Raw genomic sequence first — 17,276 nt, 5'->3', positions numbered from 1 at the left:
CGATGACGAAGCCCAACAACGATTTCACGAACCGATCCGTTGTCGTCCGTTTCCGCTATCCGGGAAATGTCGCTGCGCGAGGACGACGTTCTGCGTGAATTGCGCGAGCGGACCGACGAACTGCCCATGAGGCGGGCGATGCAGGTCATGGCCGAAGAAGGACAGCTCCTCGGCTTGCTGGGTCGGGATCACCGGGGCCGCGAGGTGCTGGAGATCCGGACTTTCACCGGCTACAGCACGCTGTGCATGGCGCGCGCCCTGCCCTCCGGCGGGCGTCTGGTCACCTGTGACACCAGCGCCAAATGGCCCGACAGCGGCGTCGAGTACTGGAAGCGGGCCGGCGTGGCCGATCGAATCGAGGTCCGTATATGCGACGCCACGGAAACGCTCACGACCTTGCTCGACGAGGACGGAGCCGGCGCCTTCGACCTCGCTTTCATAGACGCCGACAAAGCGAATTACCGCGCCTATTTCGAGAAGTGCTTCGAACTTCTTCGGCCCGGTGGTCTCATCGTGGTCGACAACACGCTTTTCTCCGGGCGGGTCGTCGACGCGGCCGCTCAGGACCCCGACACGGTCGCCGTCCGCGAGCTGAACTCCGCGCTGCGGGACGACGGCCGCGCCGACATCTCCTTGCTGCCGATGGCCGACGGCATCACGCTGGTACGGAAGCGGCCCTGACGTCCGCCGCCCGGCCGTCCGCGGGGGCCATGCGGTCCGCGGTCAGGTCCGGGGCGGTCAGGTCGATCGTCGCGTGCGGCTCCCGCCGGTCCGCGGCCAGATGGAGCCGCCGCAGGCCGTCGACGTCCGTCTCGGGCAGCACGGCCAGGCAGTCGCAGCTCTCGTCGCCGAAGCCGGCGAACCGGTAGGCGATCTCCATCATGCGGTTCCGGTCGGTCGGCCGGAAGTCCGCGACCAGATGCGCTCCGGCGCGCGCAGCCTGGTCGGTGAGCCAGTTGATGATCGCCGCCCCGGCGCCGAACGAGACCACCCGGCACGAGGTCGCCAACAGCTTCAGATGCCAGGCGCCCGGGTGGGTCGCCGGCAGCATCACGCCGATCGCGCCGTGCGGCCCGAAGCGGTCGGTCAACGAGGCGACCAGGACCTCGTGGTGGGGGTCGGCGATCAGCCCGCGCAGCGCGGCGTCGGAGTAGTGCACCCCGGTGGCGTTCATCTGGCTGCTGCGCAGCGTCAGCTCCTCGACCCGGAGCAGTTGCTCGTCGGTCGCCCGCTCGATCCGCATCCGCAGGTCGAGCGAGCGCAGGAACTCCTCCGTCGGGCGGGTGAACGAGGACTGTTCCTCCTCCCGTTCGAAGCCGGCCTGGTACATCTGGCGGCGCCGCGGCGAGGGAGTCGACGAGGTTGTCGATCCCGATGAGGTCGGCGGTGCGCAGCGGGCCGGTGGGATGGCCGAGGCAGCCCTCCATCATGAGCAGGTCCACCACGGCGTCGACGGTGGTGTCGGCCGTCTGCGGGCCCCGGCTGACCTCGACCATTCTGATCAGATACGAGGGGTTCATGAAGTGGGTGCCGGCCAGGTCTTCGGGCCGCGCGGTCCAGCCGGCCATCTCCGCGATGGGGATGCCGGAGGTGTTGGAGATCAGCGGGGTGCCGGGCCGTACCGCGGCCGAGAGCTCGGCGAACACCTTCGCCTTGATGTCGGCCGACTCGGTGACCGCCTCGATGACCGCGGTCGCCTCCGCGACCTCCGGGAGCGCCACGGTGCAGGTCAGCTCCCCCTGCTCCCGGTCCGTCGGCAGCGCGCCCATCAGCTGGGCGTGGCGCAGCTGCTGATGGATCCGGGCGCGCGCGGTCTCCAGTGTCCCGTCGATGTTCGGTCGGATTGGTCGTATGACTCAGAAACTCCGTTCCTGATGGGGGGCACAGTCGGCTCGCTCAGAACCGGACCGGCAGCTTGGCCGGCCCGCGCAGGCTGATCCGGTCGTTCCACTCGACCTCGCCGTACAGCCGCAGCCCGGGGAAGCGCCGCACCAGCTCACCGATGGCGATCTTGGCTTCGAGGCGGGCCAGCGCGGCGCCGAGGCAGAAGTGGATGCCGCTGCCGAAGGAGAGGTGACGGCGCGCGTTCTGCCGGTCCAGTTTCAGCTCTTCCGCGTCCGGTCCGAAGAACGCCTCGTCCCGGTTGGCCGCTGCCAGGTTGGCGAGGACGAACGACCGGGCGGGGATCACACGCCCGCCGACCTCGTAGGGTTCGAGCGTCACGCGCCTGCTGATGGCCACCGCCGAGTCGTAGCGCAGCATCTCCTCGACGGCGTTCTCCTCCAGGTCCGGCCTGGTGCGCAGGAGTTCGAGCTGGTCCGGGTTGCGCAGCAGGGCGACGGTGCCGTTGGAGATCAGGTTCACGGTGGTCTCATGACCGGCGACATAGAGCAGTGTGACCTGGGCGACGAGCTCGTCGTTGCTGAGCACGTCCCCGTCCTCCTCCGCGGCGAGGAGCGCGGTGAGCAGGTCGTCGGCGGGGTTGCGCCGCTTCCAGGCGACCGCCTCGCCGACCAGGGCCGCCAGCTCCACATCGGCATCCTTGACGGCGCGCAGCACCTCCGGTCCGGTGACGGGTTCGACGGAGCGCATCAGAGTGTCGGTGAGTGCGCGCAGCCGGTCGTTGTCGGTCGGCGGCATCCCGAGCATTTGCGAGATCACGGTGAACGGCAGCGGGAACGCGAGCGAGGGGACCAGGTCGCCGCCTCCCTCGCAGGCGAGTTCGTCGAGCGCTTCGCCGACGAGGTCGCGGATCAGCGGCTCCATGCCCCCGATCGCGCGCGGGGTGAACACCTTGGAGACCAGCTTGCGCAGCCGGGTGTGGCCGGGTGGATCGCGGTCCAGCATGGCGAGCCCCTTCAGCCGTGGCTCGATCGGCACATCCGCCCACTCATAGGTCTTGCGGAACGGGCCGGGGCCGACCTGGCCCTGCTCGACCGACATCCCCGAGCGCAGCAGGGCGTGCACATCGTCGTAGCGGCTGAGCATCCAGAAGCCGAGCGGGTGTTCATGGACCGGCACAGCCTTACGCAACTCGGCGTAGTGCGGGTACGGGTCGTTCTTGAATGCCGGCGTGAACGGGTTGAACACGACGGACTCGTCCGGCGACACGGCGGTCATGGGGATCTCCTGGCTGGGTGAAGCTGGGTGGAAGGGGCTGTGGCATCAGGGCGTGGTGCGTCCGATGGCCATCCGCTCCAGCTGCTCCAGCCGCTCGGTGATGTGGGTGGCCGCGCCCTCCATCAGGGTGTCGGCGATGGCCTCGACCGTGCGGGCCCGCCAGGGGTGCAGTGCGGTGCCGGCGACGGCCTGGTTGAACGCGCCCATCGCCGGCCCGCAGTGGACCAGATAGTCGACCTTGGACTGCTGATCGCCCGTCACCGCGAGCCGCAGGCCCCGCGTGAAGTAGCCGCGGAACACCTCGGCCAGCGCCCCCTTCGGATCCGTGTCCGCCACCGCCGCCGGGGAGCGCTCACCGTGCAGATATCGGTCGAGCACCTGGGCCTTGGTGTCGTCGTCGAGTTGAGCGAGGGAGTCGTGCCGCCGCCAGAGTTCGTACAGCCGGGCGGCCCGGGCGGGGAAGAAGAGCCCGCGCTTGAGGTAGCGCGCCTGCACCCCGGCCTCGAACAGGTCGCCCCACGGGGCGTTGTCCACCTCGTGCTCCCGCGCCTCCTGGAGGATGTCCTTCACCCGGTCGCTGGTGGCCGCCTCCACGGAGCACTGGTTGACCGAGCCGGTGAGTACGAAGTCGGCCCCCATCAGGAAGGCCGCCGCGGCCGCCGCGGGGGTGCCGATGCCACCCGCGCAGCCCACGTGCACCCGGTGGCCGGGCAGGGCCGCCTCGTCGCGCAGCCGGAGCACCGCCGGCAGCAGGGACAGCAGATCCGCCGTGCTGGTCAGCCAGCCGCCGTCCGCCTCGACGCAGAGGTCGTCCGCCATCGGCCGGCCCGCCGCGGCGCCGGCCTCCTGCTCGGTGACCGCTCCCGCCTCCACGAGCCGGCGCACCAGTGGTTGCGGGGGCGGGGCGAGGAACTGGGCGGCGAGGTCGGCCCTGGACACCTTCGCCACGATCCGGCCGCCTTTGAGCCGGAAGCGGACCAGCTCCTCGGTGATCAAGGGGTATCCGGACGCCTCGACCAGGTCGGCGCCGTGCCGCAGCAGCAGATCGACCAGCGCGCCCTCCTGCTCCGGCGCCCTGTGCTGGTAGAGCAGATTGACCCCGTACGCCCCGCCGGGGCCCAGTTCGTCGACCACCGCGCGCAGTTCGCGCTCGACCTCGTCGAGGGTGAGGCCACCGGTGCCGAGGAAGCCCAGCAGGCCCGCCTTCGCGGCGGAGCGGAGCAGCTGCCTGCCGGACACGCCGCCGTACATCGACCCCACCAGATAGGCGCGCCGAAGCCCGTACCGCTCCCGGAAGCCGGCCGCGCCGAGCGCGTCGGCGGCGATCGCCGGGGCTTGGTGCACCGGGGCCCGGTGCGCCGGTGAGGTGTCCGCGGCCGGCGGGGCACCGGCCGCGGACGAGGCCGCGCCGTCCGACAGCGGGGCGGCCATCGGGAGCGGTTCGGCGGCGGCCCTGATACGGGTGATCAGCTTGGTCAGCACCTGACCGGGTCCGAGCTCGACGAACTCGAAGTCGCCCTGGCCCATCAGTCTGCGCACCGTGTCGGTCCAGCGCACCGGCGAGGTGATCTGTGCCGTCAGCCGCTCGCCCAGCGAGTCGGCGGTGTACGGCATGGCGTCGACGTTGGCGAGCACCGGGATCGTCGGCGGGTGCAGGGTGAACCCGTCGAGGAAGCGGCCGAATGCCTCGGCGGCCGGCCGCATATAGCGGGAGTGCAGGGGTGCGCTGACGTTGAGCCGTACGGTGCGGGCGCCGGCGGCCTCGAAGGCGGAACAGGCCGTGTCGATCTGCTCGGCGGGGCCGGAGAGGACGAACTGGTCCATGGCGTTGTAGTTGGCCAGGTCCAGGCCGTCGAGACCGGCGCCGTCGAGGACGCCGGTGACGGTCGCCTCGTCGACCCCGACCACGGCGGCCATCGAGCCACCGTCGGCGGCGGCCATCAGCTCACCGCGCCGCTGCACCAGCCGCAGCCCGGTCTCGAAGTCGAAGACCCCGGCGGCGAACAGCGCGGCGTACTCGCCGAGGCTGTGCCCGATCAGACAGTCCGGCGGCGTCGGGTCCTCTTCGATGCGCGCGAGGTAGGACAGCGCGCCGACCGTGTAGAGCGCGGGCTGGGTGAACTCCGTACGGCCGAGTTGGCGCTGCGGGTCCTTGAGGCACAGCTCCTCGATCGAGTAGCCGAGCACGCGGTCGGCGATCGCGGTCTCCTCGGGGAACCGCTCGAACAGGCCCTTGCCCATCAGCCGCCGCTGCGACCCCTGTCCCGGGAAACCGTAGACCTTCATTCCGTGCACCTTCCTCGACGGCCGCGTCGGTGCCGCGCGCAGCCGGACCTCTTCCAGCAGATCGGTGTCCTTGCCGAACGGGTTGAGCAGCGGCAGTGATTCGGAGCGCGTCCCCTCGGGGAGGTGGAAGCGCACGAAATTGTGCAGGCTGCTCGACGGCCCGAGGTCGAGATAGCGGAACTCGCCCCGCTCCCGCAGCGCCGCCATGGCGAGCCCGAACTCGATCGGCTGCCGGGCGACCTGCCAGAAGTGTTCCGCGCCCGGCCGCTCCACCAGCCCGCCGTCCACACAGGAGATCCAGGGGATCCGGGGCGGTGTGAGCGTCACCCCTGTGAAGTTGTCCCGGCATCCGTCGAGCACGTCGTCGACCAGCTGGGAGTGGAAGGCGTACTCGACCGGCAGGCGAATGTACGGCACATCGGCGGCCAGCAGCGCGGCCTCCGCTCGGGCCAGCACCTCCTCCGCGCCCGAGACCACGAAGTTGCCCGGATAGTTATGGGCGGCGATCTCGCATGCGCGCAGCGCGGGCACCCGGTCCAGCACCTCGAGCTCGGCGAGCACCGCGAGCATGCCACCGGGCGGGCTGCCGCGCAGGGCGGCGGCCTGCCGGGTCAGCAGCCGCAGACAGTCGGCCGGGTCGAGGCTGCCCGCGACGACGGCCGCCGCGTACTCGCCGAGGCTGACGCCGAGGACGTAGTCCGGTGTGATCCCCAGCGCCGACAGGGTGTCCGCCAGCGCGAGTTCCAGCATGACGATCGTCGGGTGGGTGATCCGGGTGTCGATGAGTGGTTCGCTCTTGGACTTCCCCGGATCGTGGATCCGCGCGAGCAACGACTCGCCGAGTTCCTCGGCCACCACGGCGTCGTAGCGGAGCAGCGCCGTGCGGAACACCTCGTTGTGGTCGAAGAGCTCCTTGCCCATCTGGTAGTACTGCGAGCCCTGACCCGGGAACATGAAGACGACGGGCAGGGATCCCCCGCCACCGTCACCGGGGCTCTGCCGCTCAGCCCGTGGCAGCACGCTGGACCTCCTGTCGTGGTTCCCAGACAGCGCCGGCCGCCAGGAACCGGTCGATCACCGTCAGCATCGGGCCCGTCATGGCGGTGGTCACCAACGCCATCACCATCAGGGAGAGATACAGGGCGGGGCTGATCACCCCGGCGTTGAATCCGGCCTGCAGCAGAACGATCTCGGTGAGCCCCCGGGTGTTCAGCAGAGCGCCCAGGCGCAGCGCCTCCGTACGCCCCTCACCACCCCGGCGCGCGAAGACATACGTGCCGCCGATCTTGGCGAGCGCGGCGAGGGCCGTGGCCACGATCGCCACGAGCCACGGCATACCGGTGGCTCCCTTCCACACCTTGAGACCGGTGGTGACGAAGAGGACCGGCACCAGCCACAGGCCCAGGGTGGACACCCAGCGGACCGGCGCGTCCCAGTGCGCCGAGCCGGTCGGGATCATCAGCCCCACCACGAAGGCACCGAAGATCGCGGTGAGCCCCCAGGACTCCGCCACCGCGGCGACACCGAGCGCGCCCCCGCCCAGCAGCACGGTCACCACCCATGGCAGCCGCGCGCAGAACCGCTCGGCCGCGGGGAGCAACAGCAGCCGGCGGACGAGCGCGGTCGCCGCCAGACCAAGTACCAGGACGACGCCCGCGGTCGCGATGCCCTTCGCGCCACCGCCCTTGGCGAGGCCGAGCACCACCGCGAGCGCCAGCCACGCCAGCGCGTCGATGATCACTGCCGAGGTGAGTGCGAGCCCGCCGACGCGGGTGGTGGTCAGGCCGCGGTCGGCGAGGATCCTGGCGAGCACGGGCACGGCCGAGACCGTCATCGCGATCGCCAGCATCAGCACAAACGCGGGGGTGGGTGCGTCCCCGCGGAACTCGGGACGGTCGTACCACAGAAGCCAGCCGGCGAACGCCAGACCGGCCACCACGGACGGCACCAGGCTGCCCATGGTCGTCCAGGCGATCGCCCGGTCCTTCAGCCGCGAACCGTCGAGGCGCAACTCGTGGGCGACACCGATCAGGAAGAACACCACCCCCGCATGCCCGGTCTGGCGCAGCACCTCGAGTACGGGCCCCGGCAGCAGGACCGACTCGGCATGTGGCCAGACCAACCCGAGCAGGGCGGGCCCCAGCAGCATGCCCACCGCGATCTCGCCGACGACCGGGGGCTGCCGGAGCGCGCGCGCCGTCAACCGGCCCAGATAGCCGACCAGCAGCACGACGGCGACGGCCGCGAGCGCGTGGCCGGCCACCAGGAACATATGAAGCGTGATCATGCGGGCCTCGTTTCTGCCGCGCCGGCGGTATCCCCCGGCTGGTAGCTGTCCCAGAACAGACCGGCACCGGTTCCGGCGGACGCGGGGGCGGCCTCGGTCGCCCCAGCCCCACCGGTCCCCTGGGTCCCCTGGGTCCCCTGGGTCCCCCGGATGACGATCCTTCGGTTCAGTGCGGGTTCCGGCAGCGGTGCCCGGGTGCCGTCCGGGGCGCCCGCGGGTGCCGGGGCGATCAGCAGATGCGCGTTGGTGCCTCCGTCGGCGAAGCAGTTGAGCGCGGCGACCTCGGACGAGCTCGGCCACGAGCGGGGTTCCCGGGGGAAGTACAGCGACGAGGCGGCCAGGTCGAAGTGGGCCGGTGGCTCCTGCCCCGACCGGAACGGCACCTGCTCCCGGTGGTGCAGCATCAGCACCACCTTGATGAAGGCCGCGATCCCCTCGGCGGCCAGCGGATGGCCGATGTTCGGCTTGATCGAGCCGAGCGCCATCCTCCCGGGCCGGCCGGTGCCATAGACCTGCTCGACCGCCTTGAGTTCGAGCAGATCGGTGACGGTGGATCCGGAGCCGTTTGCCTCCACCCAGCCGATGTCCTCCGGCCGGTGGCCGGCGCGGTCCAGCGCCTCCTTCATGACCTCGGTCTGCGCCTGAAGGTTCGGCGTGGCCGGTCCCGCGGTCCGCCCGTCGTTGTTGATTGCGATGCCCTTGAGCACCGCCAGCACCCGGTCCCCGTCGGCCCGGGCGCGGTCCAGGGACTTGAGTACGACGACGCCGACCCCCTCGCCGAGCACCAGACCGGCCGCCCTGCGGTCGAACATATGGAACTCCGCCCCCGGGTTGAGCAGTCCGCGCCGGCCGAACACCTGGTGTGCCCGGTCGTCCGCGAGCAGGCTCACCCCGGCGACCACGGCCGAATCGATGTCTCCCGCGCGCAGCGCCTGGGTGGCCATGTCCATCGCCACCAGGGCGGAGGAGCAGGCGGTGTCGATGACCAGGCTCGGGCCCCGGAAGTCGAAGAACTGGGAGAGGTTGGCGGCGAGGTAGTTCTGGCCGGTGACCACGACCGGGTTCTTCGCCCGCTCCAGCCGCTCGGCGTCCGGCATATGGCCGCCCCGGCCACCGACGTACACACCGATCCGGCGGCCCTTGAGCTCGGCGGGCCGGTACCCGGCGTGGTGTACGGCCCTGTTCACCTCGTCCAGCAGCAGCAGCGCCTGCGGGTCCATGGCCGCGACGTCCGCCTCGGACAGCAGGAAGGACTCCGGATCGAAGCGCAGCTCGTCGGGGAGAAGTCCCGCGTGGTAGTCCATCGGCCGGCCGAAGCGCTGCTCGGGGATGGGGCGCAGCGCGGAGCGTCCCTGCCGCAGCAGCTGCCAGTACTCGGTGGCGGACGCGGCCTCGGGGAAGGTGCAGGACAGCCCGATCACCGCGATGTCCGCGGTGGTCCGGGCCGGCTCCGCGGCGCGCTGCGCCGTGACCGGAGCGGCAGCGACGGTACCGACGGCGGCCGGCGCCGCCTCACCCCAGGTGAACGCCGGTGTGTCGGCCGGATCCTCGCCGAAGGCGGTGGCCAGCTCCTGCGGATGCTCCTCGGCCAGGTAGGCCGCGAACTCATCGGCGCTGGGGTACTCGTACAGCGCCGTCGGGTCGATCGACACATCGAGTTGTTTGCCGAGGGTCTGCATGAGCTGCGAGACCAGGATCGATTCGATGCCGTAGTCCTGCAGCGGCACCTCCCCGGAGAGCCGGGCCCGGTCGAACCGCAGTTCCGTCGCGACCTGGTCGAGCAGCCATGAGGCCACCGCGTCGACCGCTTTTCGGAGCCCGTCAGGCGGCGTCGCAGCCGCTGTCGGCGGGGCGGGTGCGATGGCGTCCGGATCCGGGCGGCGGTCCGGGTCCGGGCTCAGCCGACGGTCGGTCAGCCGCTCCGGACGCCAGTCGGCGCCCGGCCGTACCACCGCGGGCAGGACCACGCGCGCACCGCAGGCGAGCGCCCGCTCCAGCAGTTCGAGTCCCTGCTCGTCCGTCAGCGCGGCCAGCCCGGAGGCCTGGTAGGCGGCGCTGCGCGCCTGTCCCATGCCGGTGTCCTTCCAGCTCGGCCATTGCACGCTGACCAGCGGCAGGCCGTACGGGCGTGCCTCGGCGACCGCGTCCAGGTAGGCGTTCGCCATCGCGTAGTCGCTCTGTCCGACCGCGAGCGCGGGTACGACGGCGGAGACCGAGGAGTAGAGCACGAACAGGGCCGGCGGCTCGTCGCGGAAACACTCCACGAGCGTGTCGAGGCCGAAGATCTTCGGGCCGATCACCCGCTCGATCCCGCTCCATGGCTTACGTACGAAGGCGGGGTTCTCGGCGTCGCTGAAGCCCGCGCTGTGGATCACTCCGCCGATCGGGCCGAGCTGGGACTTGGCCTCGGCCAGCGCCGCGGCGGTGGCCGCCTTGTCGTCCAGCGCCACGCTGAGCACCAGCAACTCCACGCCCTGATCGGCCAGTTCGGCGAGGGGGCGCAGCTTGCGGCCGAGCGTGGTGTCCGCCGCGATCTGGGCGGCCCATTCGGCCCGTGGCGGCAGCGCCTCGCGACCGGTGAGCACCAGCTTGCGCACACCGTGGCGGGCGACGAAGTGCCGGGCGGTCAACAGGCCGACACCACGGGTGCCGCCGGTCACCCAGAGCGCGTGGCCCTCCGGGAACCGCAGCTCGTGCCGCGGGCCGGTGGCCAGTTCGGCCAGCCGGGCCTGGTGGCGTACGCCGTCGCGGTAGCCGATCCGGCCGGGCGAGTCACCGGTCTGGAGCTCATCGGCGACCCACCGGCACAGCTGCTCGTCCGTGGCGTCGCCCATCTCCACCTGCCGGGAGCACACATGGCGGTACTCGCTCTGCAGCATCCGGTACAGCCCGGCCCGCGCCGCGCCGCCTCGTCCGGCCGCCGTGCCCCGGGAGACGAGGAGCGCGGTGAGCTCGCGCTGATTCCTGTCCACCGCGCGCTGCAGCCAGCTCACCCAGGTGGTCAGCCGGGAGTGGTCGGCGGGCTCGCCCGGATCCGCGCAGCCGGCCAGGTCGACCACCGCGTCGAAGCGGTCGCCTCGGGTGTTTGCGGCGAGCTGTTCGGGGGTGAGTACTTCCGCACCCGGCAGGGTGGCGGCGAGCCGGGTGGCCAGCCCCTCGGTCCCCGGCGCCACCAGGACGGCGGTCCGGCCGGGCAGCGGGGTGTTCAGTGTCAACTCGGCGGGCTCCCACTGCGTGGTCAGCAGCAGCCCGTCGGCACCGGTCGGGGCGGCCGGCTCGGCGTCCGCGGCCGCCAGCCAGACCCGCTCGCCGTCGAAGGGATAGCCGGGCAGCGACACCCGGCGGCACCGCGCTCCCTGGTGCAGGGCCTGCCAGTCGACCTGCCGGCCGGACGTCCAGGCCTCGGCGTACGCGGCGGGATCGGCGGGCAGCGGCCCGGCGGCCGGGGCCTTGCGCGGATCGACGACGCCGGTCCAGCTGTCGGCCGGTGCGGCACCGGCGACGAACTCGTCCAGGCTCCGGATCAGTTCCGGCAGGTCCGTGAACCGGATGGCGAGGCGGTGTGCCATCGCCTCACGGCCGGTCTGGAGCGTCCAGGCGAGGTCGCGCGGCGCGCATGCGGCGTCCCGCAGATGCGTCGCAAGGCGGCGGGCCTGCGCCACCAGCCGGTCGGCTTCGCGGGCGGAGACCACGGCCAGCTGCGGGCCCGCCGGGGCGGTGGCCGGCTCCGGCTCGCCGAGGTATTCCTGCAGGATGACATGGGCGTTGGTGCCGCCGGCGCCGAACGAGCTCACGCCCGCGGCCCTCGGCCGCACCGTGCCGTCCGCCAGCGTATGCCGCGGCCACGGCGCCACCTCGTGCTGAACCTCGAACGGGGTGGCCGCGAAGTCGATGTTCGGGTTGATCTCGGCGGAGTGCAGCGAGGGGGCCAGCTCGCCATGGCGCAGCTGCAGCAGCACCTTGGTGACCGCCGCGATACCGGCCGCCGACTCGGCGTGTCCGATGTTGGACTTCACCGAACCGATCGGCAGCCGCTCCGGCATGTCGCCCCGGAACGCCTGCATCATGCCGGCGATCTCCACCGGGTCGCCGAGCGAGGTGCCGGTGCCATGCGCCTCCACATAGCTCAGATCCGCGGGCCGCATGCCCGCGCGGTCGAGCGCGGCGCGCACCAGATCGCCCTGCGCCTTGGGGTTCGGCACATTGAACCCGCGCCCCGTGCCGCCGTGGTTGACCGCCGACCCCTTGACCACGGCCAGGATCCGGTCCCCGTCGGCCACCGCCGCGTCGAGGCGCTTGAGCAGCACCGCCCCGGAGCCCTCCGACGGGACGTATCCGGTGCCACCGGCCCCGAAGCTGCGGCACCGGCCGTCCTCGGAGAGGAAGCCACGCCATGCGAGCTGCAGATACTTCGCGGGATGGCTGGTGATGTTGACACCGCCGGCCACCGCGACCTCGCAGTCGCCGTTACGGATCGCCAGACACGCCTGGTGGATCGACACCAGCGCGGAAGAACACATCGTGTCGAGGCCGACGCTGGGCCCGGAGAAGTCGAAGAAGTACGACACCCGGTTGGCCACCGAGGCGAACGACGAGTGCGGCGGCAGCCCTTCGCCGCGCAGCGCCTCCTGCACCCCGTACAGCTGGTACTGGCCGTACATCATGCCCACGAACACACCCGTGCGGGTGGCGCGCAGCTGCTCACGGGTGTAGCCCGCGTCCTCCATCAGATGCCATACGGTCTCCAGGAACACCCGCTCCTGGGGGTCGGTGTGCTCGGCCTCGATCTGCGACATCCGGAAGAACAGCGGGTCGAAGCGGTCGGCGCCGCGGATGAACCCTCCCCACTTGCCGTACGTCTTGCCGAACGCCGACTTGTCGGGGTCGTAGAAGCGGCTGTTGTCCCACCGTTCGCGGGGGATCTCCTCGATGCTGTCCCGGCCCGCCCGGAGGTTGCGCCAGAACTCGTCGACGTCGTCGGCCTCCGGGTAACGGCCCGCGACGCCGATGATGGCGATGTCGTCGCTGACGGCAGCGGGCCGCGGCCGCACCGGGGCGGCCTCTTCGGCGACGGCTTCCGCTTGGGCGAACGCGCCGGGGTGCGCGGCGGTCAGGTGGTCCGCCAGCTCACGGACGGTCAGATACTCGAACAGCAGGGTCTTCGACAGCGGGCCGAGGCGGTCCTCGAGCTTGCGGGTCACGCCCAGCGTGATCAGCGAGTCCACGCCGTAGCTGTCGAACGGCTCGGTGGGGATGACCTCGGACTCGGGAAGCTTCAGCTCCTCCGCCATGATCCCGATCAGCCACTGCTCCGCCGCGGCCTGGGAGCCCGTGGAGTCCGCGGCCCCGGAGTCTTCGGCGACCGCCTTCGGCCGGGGTGTTTCAGTGGCGGGCGTGGCCGGTGTCCAGGCCGGTTCTTCGTTGAGGGCGGTCAGGATACGGTCGGGGTCGCCGGGCGCGAGCAGCACCCGCGCCGCGGAGCCGGCCAGGGCGCGCTCGAGCGCTTCCATGGCGGGGCCGGTGCGCACCACGCGCATGCCCGTCTCCCGCGTCATGCGCCGCAGGTCGGCCGCCTCCACCCGCATCCCGCCGTCGGCCCAGACCGGCCAGGCCGCGGCCAGGGTGCGCCCGTGCCGCAGCCCCTGCCGTCGCTGCTCCTCCCGGCGCTCCGCGAAGTGGTCGAGGAACGCGTTGGCGAAGGCGTAGTCGGTCTGGCCCACGTTGCCGAAGGCCGCCGCCGCGGACGAGAAAGTGACGAAGTAGTCCAGCGTGTCGTCCCGCGTGGCCTCGTCCAGCCACACCGTGCCCTGGACCTTGGCGGCCAGCACCGCGTCCACGTCGGCCCGGTCCTTGCCGTGCAGCAGGCCGTCCCTGAGCACCCCGGCGAGGTGCAGCACACCGCTGATCGCGCCGTGCGACCGGCGCACCTCGGCGATCAGCGCACGCACCGAAGCGGCGTCCGCGACATCGGCTCGCACCGTATGCGCCCCGATGGCCTCGATCCGCGCCAGCGCCGCCGGATCCGGAGCGCCGCGGGAGACGAGCACGATCGCGCCCGCGCTCGCCCGGGCCAAATGCTCGGCGAGCAGCAGGCCGAGTCCGCCGGTGCCGCCGGTGATCACATGGGCGCCCGAGCCCGTGAACGGTGCCGCGCCGCCGGCCGGCAGGCTCAGCCGGCGCCAGGCCGCGCGGGTTCGTCCGCTCCCGTCGATCCGTACGTCCGGCTCGCTCTCCGCGCGGAGCTCGGACACCACCGCTTCGGGCAGGGAACCGGCGGCCACGGCGAGGACGCCGAAGCCGATCGACGGGTGTTCCCGCCGGACACTGCGGCCGAACGCCGCCATCGCGGGGTGAGCGGGCGAGGTGGCGGGCTCACGGTGGACGTAGAGGTAGCGCAGCGCGCCTCGGCGTTCCCGCTGCCATGTCTGCAGCAACGTCAGCGCCCGGTGGAAGTCGTGCTCCGCGGCCGCGTGTTCATCGGCGAGGTGCACCACGTGGTACGGGCCGGTGGCCGCGTCGAGGGCGAGGGAGGCGTCCGGCTCGATGCGGCGGACGGTGGCGCCCGCCGCGCTCAGCGCGTCGCACACCTCCCGCCCCTGCCCCTGGGCGTCGGCTCCGAGCACCAGCACGGTGCCCGCCAGTTCCCGCCGGGCGGGCGTGGCCGGCTGGCGGACCGGTTCGAAGGCGAGGACCGCGTCCCCGGCCGGTACGGCCCGCAGCGTGAACCCGTCGATCGCGGCGACCACCGCGCCGGCCTCGTCGAGCAGCATCACGTCGAAGCGGAGCGGCCCGGCGGCGGGGGTCGCATAGGCGTGGAGCCGCTGCGGCAGCGCGTCGTAGATCCTTACCGATTCCACCGAGAACGGCATATACGGCACCGCGCTGGTCAGGTCGTCCGCGCCGGGCGCGAGCCGGGCCGCCGTCTGCAGCGCGGCGTCGAACAGCGACGGGTGGAAGGCGTACTCGCCCGCGTCCGCGGACCGCGCCGCGGGCAGCCGCAGCCTGGCCAGCACCTCGCGCTCGCCGATGGCGAGTTCCTCGATCACCTGGAAGCTCGGACCGTAGGCGAAGCCCAGCCGCGAGAACATCGCGTAGCACTCGGCGCCGGAGTGGACGGTCGCGCAGCGCGAGCGCACCCGCGCCGGGTCGACCGGGTCCGGACGCCGTCCGGCGCCCCCGGCGACCAGGGCGCCGCGGGCATGTGTCGCGCCGCCGTCCGACCTTACCTCGAACGAGGAGCCGTCGAGCCGGACGGTCAGCCGGTGCTCGGCGGTGCCGTCGGGCAGCCGCACCGGGGCGGCCCAGGCCAGGCCGTCGACGCGGCGCACCGGCTCGCCGGTGGCGAGTTCGCCGGCCAGCCGGGCCATCTCCAGATACGCCACGCCGGCCAGCACCCGTTCGCCGCCGACGATGTGGTCGCGGAGGAAGAACTCCTCCCCGGTCAGTGTCTTGGCGTAGGTGTGCCGGTCGGTGGTGGCGTCCAGCAGCGTCGGGTGCAGCCGGGCGGCGGGCTCCGATGCGAACCAGTGGCGGGTGCGGGCGAACGGGTAGCTGGGAAGGTGCACCCGGCGGCGGTTGGCGCCGCGGTGCAGCGCCGACCAGTCGACGTCGGCGCCCGCCAGCCAGTCGGCCGCGAGGGCGGTCAGGTCGCGAGTGGTGTCGGCCGCGCGCGGGGTGACGTCCCGTCCGACCGTTCCCGTACGCACCGCCGACGGCCGGTCGGCGAGGTGAGCGATGAGCTCGGCCCGCAGGGCGGCGGTGCCGTCGGTCACCACCGTGAGCCGGTGCGCCATCGGCTCACGGCCGGTCTGCAGGGTGTACGCGAGGTCTCCCGGCGCGATGTCGCGGTTCTTGAGGTGGTCGACGAGCCGCCTCTCGACGTCCCGCAGCGCCTCCGGCGTCCGGGCCGAGAGCGTGAACAGGTACTCGGCCTCATCCAGGTGTTCGTCCTGGTCACCGAATTCCCGCATATCCGGTTCCTCCATCACGACGTGCGCATTGGTCCCGCCGAAGCCGAACGAGCTGACCCCGGCGCGCCGCGGCAGTTCGCGCCCGTCGGCGTGCCGCGGCCGGGGCCAGGGCCGGGTGGTGGCGGCGATCTCGAACGGGCCGCCGTCCAGCTCCAGATACGGGTTGGGCGCCCGCAGGTGCAGGTTGGCGGGGATGGTGCCGTGCCGCATGGCGAGCACGACCTTGAGCAGTCCGGCGATACCGGCGGCGGCCTCGAGGTGGCCGATGTTGGTTTTCACCGATCCGATGGCACACCCGGGTCCCGAAGCGGGGCCGTCTGCCGCGCGGAGCCTGCGGAAGGCGGTGCTCAGCCCGGAGGTCTCGATCGGGTCGCCCAGGGCCGTGCCGGTGCCGTGCGCCTCGATATAGCCGATGGTCTCCACCGGCACATCGGCGTCCCGGTAGGCCTCGACCAGCAGATCGGCCTGGGCGTCCGGGTTGGGCGCCGTCAGCGATGTGGTGCGCCCGCCGTGGTTGGCCGCGGTCGCCTTGATCACCGCGTGCCGGGCGTCGCCGTCGCTCCGCGCCCGGCCGTCGGGCTTGAGCAGGACGACACCGGCGCCCTCGCCCCGGACATAGCCGTCGGCGCGGCTGTCGAAGGTCTTGCAGTGTCCGTCGGCGCTGAGCATTTCGCCCTTGCTCAGCACCTCGTACACCGACGGCATGAGCATCACATTGACCCCGCCGGCGATGGCCAGATCGCAGGTGCCGTCGCGCAGCGCGGCGCAGGCCTGGTGCAGGGCGACGAGCGAGCTCGAGCAGGCCGTGTCGATGACCATGCTGGGGCCGCGCAGATCCAGCAGGTAGGAGACCCGGTTGGCGATGATCGACGCTGCTGAGCCGGTCGCGGTGTGGCCCTGTGGCCCGTGCCCGGCGGCCCGTTGCAGCTCCAGATACTCGGTGTTGGCTACGCCGATGAACACCCCGACCCGCCGTCCGGCCAGGTCGGACGGGCGGTAGCCGGCGTCCTCGACGGCCGACCAGACGACTTCCAGCAGCAGCCGCTGCTGCGGGTCCATCAGCTCGGCCTCCCGCGGCGAGATGCCGAAGAAGGCGGCGTCGAAGCGGTCCACGTCGGGCACGAACCCGCCCCAGCGGGAGTTCGGCTGCTGCCGCCAGTCCCAGCGGTCCCCCGGCACCTCCCCCACCAGGTCGTCCTCGGCGACCAGGTGGTCCCAGAACTCCTCGAGGTCGGCAGATCCCGGCAGTCGTCCGCCCATGCCGATCACCGCGATGTCATCGCGGTGCGCCGGGGATTCGGCCGGTGCCACAGCGGAGGCGGCGGCGGGCGCCGGTGCCGCGTCGCCGAATCGCGCGGCCAGCCGCGCCGCGTGTTCCTGCCACAGGTGTTCGGCCAGCGAGGACAGCGTGCCCTTGCGGTAGAAGAGCGTCGGGTAGACCTCGATCCCGTACGCCTTGCGGAGCTCGACGCTGAGGGTCGTGAAGTTCACCGAGTTCATGCCGACCTCGCCGAGGGGGTCGTGCGCACCGATGTCCTCCGGGCGCGCCCCGGTCAGGCGGCCGACCATCGCGGCCAGCTCGCCCCGCAGCGCCCCGACGGGCCCGGTGGCCG

At 72.2% G+C, this 17,276-nt stretch carries 6 protein-coding genes and 1 pseudogene; 1 reads left to right on the top strand and 6 read right to left on the bottom strand.

Translation table 11 applies throughout. From position 1 onward, the window contains the following. Nucleotides 1-66 precede the first annotated feature (66 nt). Nucleotides 67-681, top strand: coding sequence for an O-methyltransferase (locus tag ACWDSL_RS25605; RefSeq protein WP_450489139.1), 615 nt, complete (start codon nucleotides 67-69; stop codon nucleotides 679-681). On the opposite strand, the gene ACWDSL_RS25600 is transcribed toward ACWDSL_RS25605, so the two are convergent. The 6 genes and pseudogenes from ACWDSL_RS25600 to ACWDSL_RS25575 all read right to left on the bottom strand — a co-directional run bounded on the left by ACWDSL_RS25600 (nucleotide 656) and on the right by ACWDSL_RS25575 (nucleotide 17,232). Further along, nucleotides 656-1,330 (bottom strand): hypothetical protein, encoded by a 675-nt coding sequence (locus tag ACWDSL_RS25600; protein ID WP_450489137.1) that lies wholly within the window; start codon nucleotides 1,328-1,330, stop codon nucleotides 656-658. The two genes, ACWDSL_RS25605 and ACWDSL_RS25600, sit on opposite strands and share 26 nt — an antisense overlap. A gap of 16 nt (nucleotides 1,331-1,346) precedes the next feature. Then, nucleotides 1,347-1,820, bottom strand: a pseudogene (locus tag ACWDSL_RS25595) (3-hydroxyacyl-CoA dehydrogenase family protein); the annotation flags it as partial. Nucleotides 1,821-1,896: 76 nt separating this feature from the next. Next, nucleotides 1,897-3,120 carry a cytochrome P450 gene (locus ACWDSL_RS25590; protein ID WP_450489135.1) on the bottom strand — a complete coding sequence of 408 codons (1,224 nt, stop codon included), beginning with the start codon at nucleotides 3,118-3,120 and terminating at the stop codon, nucleotides 1,897-1,899. 45 nt (nucleotides 3,121-3,165) lie between these two features. After that, entirely contained in the window at nucleotides 3,166-6,426 is a 3,261-nt protein-coding gene (fabD, locus tag ACWDSL_RS25585) for an ACP S-malonyltransferase (RefSeq protein WP_450489134.1), read from the bottom strand. Then, nucleotides 6,410-7,693, bottom strand: coding sequence for a cation:proton antiporter (locus ACWDSL_RS25580; protein ID WP_450489132.1), 1,284 nt, complete (start codon nucleotides 7,691-7,693; stop codon nucleotides 6,410-6,412). Before ACWDSL_RS25580 ends, fabD begins: the two co-directional genes overlap by 17 nt. Further along, nucleotides 7,690-17,232 (bottom strand): SDR family NAD(P)-dependent oxidoreductase, encoded by a 9,543-nt coding sequence (locus tag ACWDSL_RS25575; RefSeq protein ID WP_450489130.1) that lies wholly within the window; start codon nucleotides 17,230-17,232, stop codon nucleotides 7,690-7,692. The genes ACWDSL_RS25580 and ACWDSL_RS25575 overlap by 4 nt, the downstream gene beginning before the upstream one ends. Nucleotides 17,233-17,276: the final 44 nt, after the last annotated feature.

It is taken from the genome of Streptomyces sp. NPDC000941 (assembly GCF_053599555.1).
The sequence above is the reverse complement of the archived record's forward strand: the minus strand, read 5'-3'. Positions and strand labels throughout refer to the sequence as shown.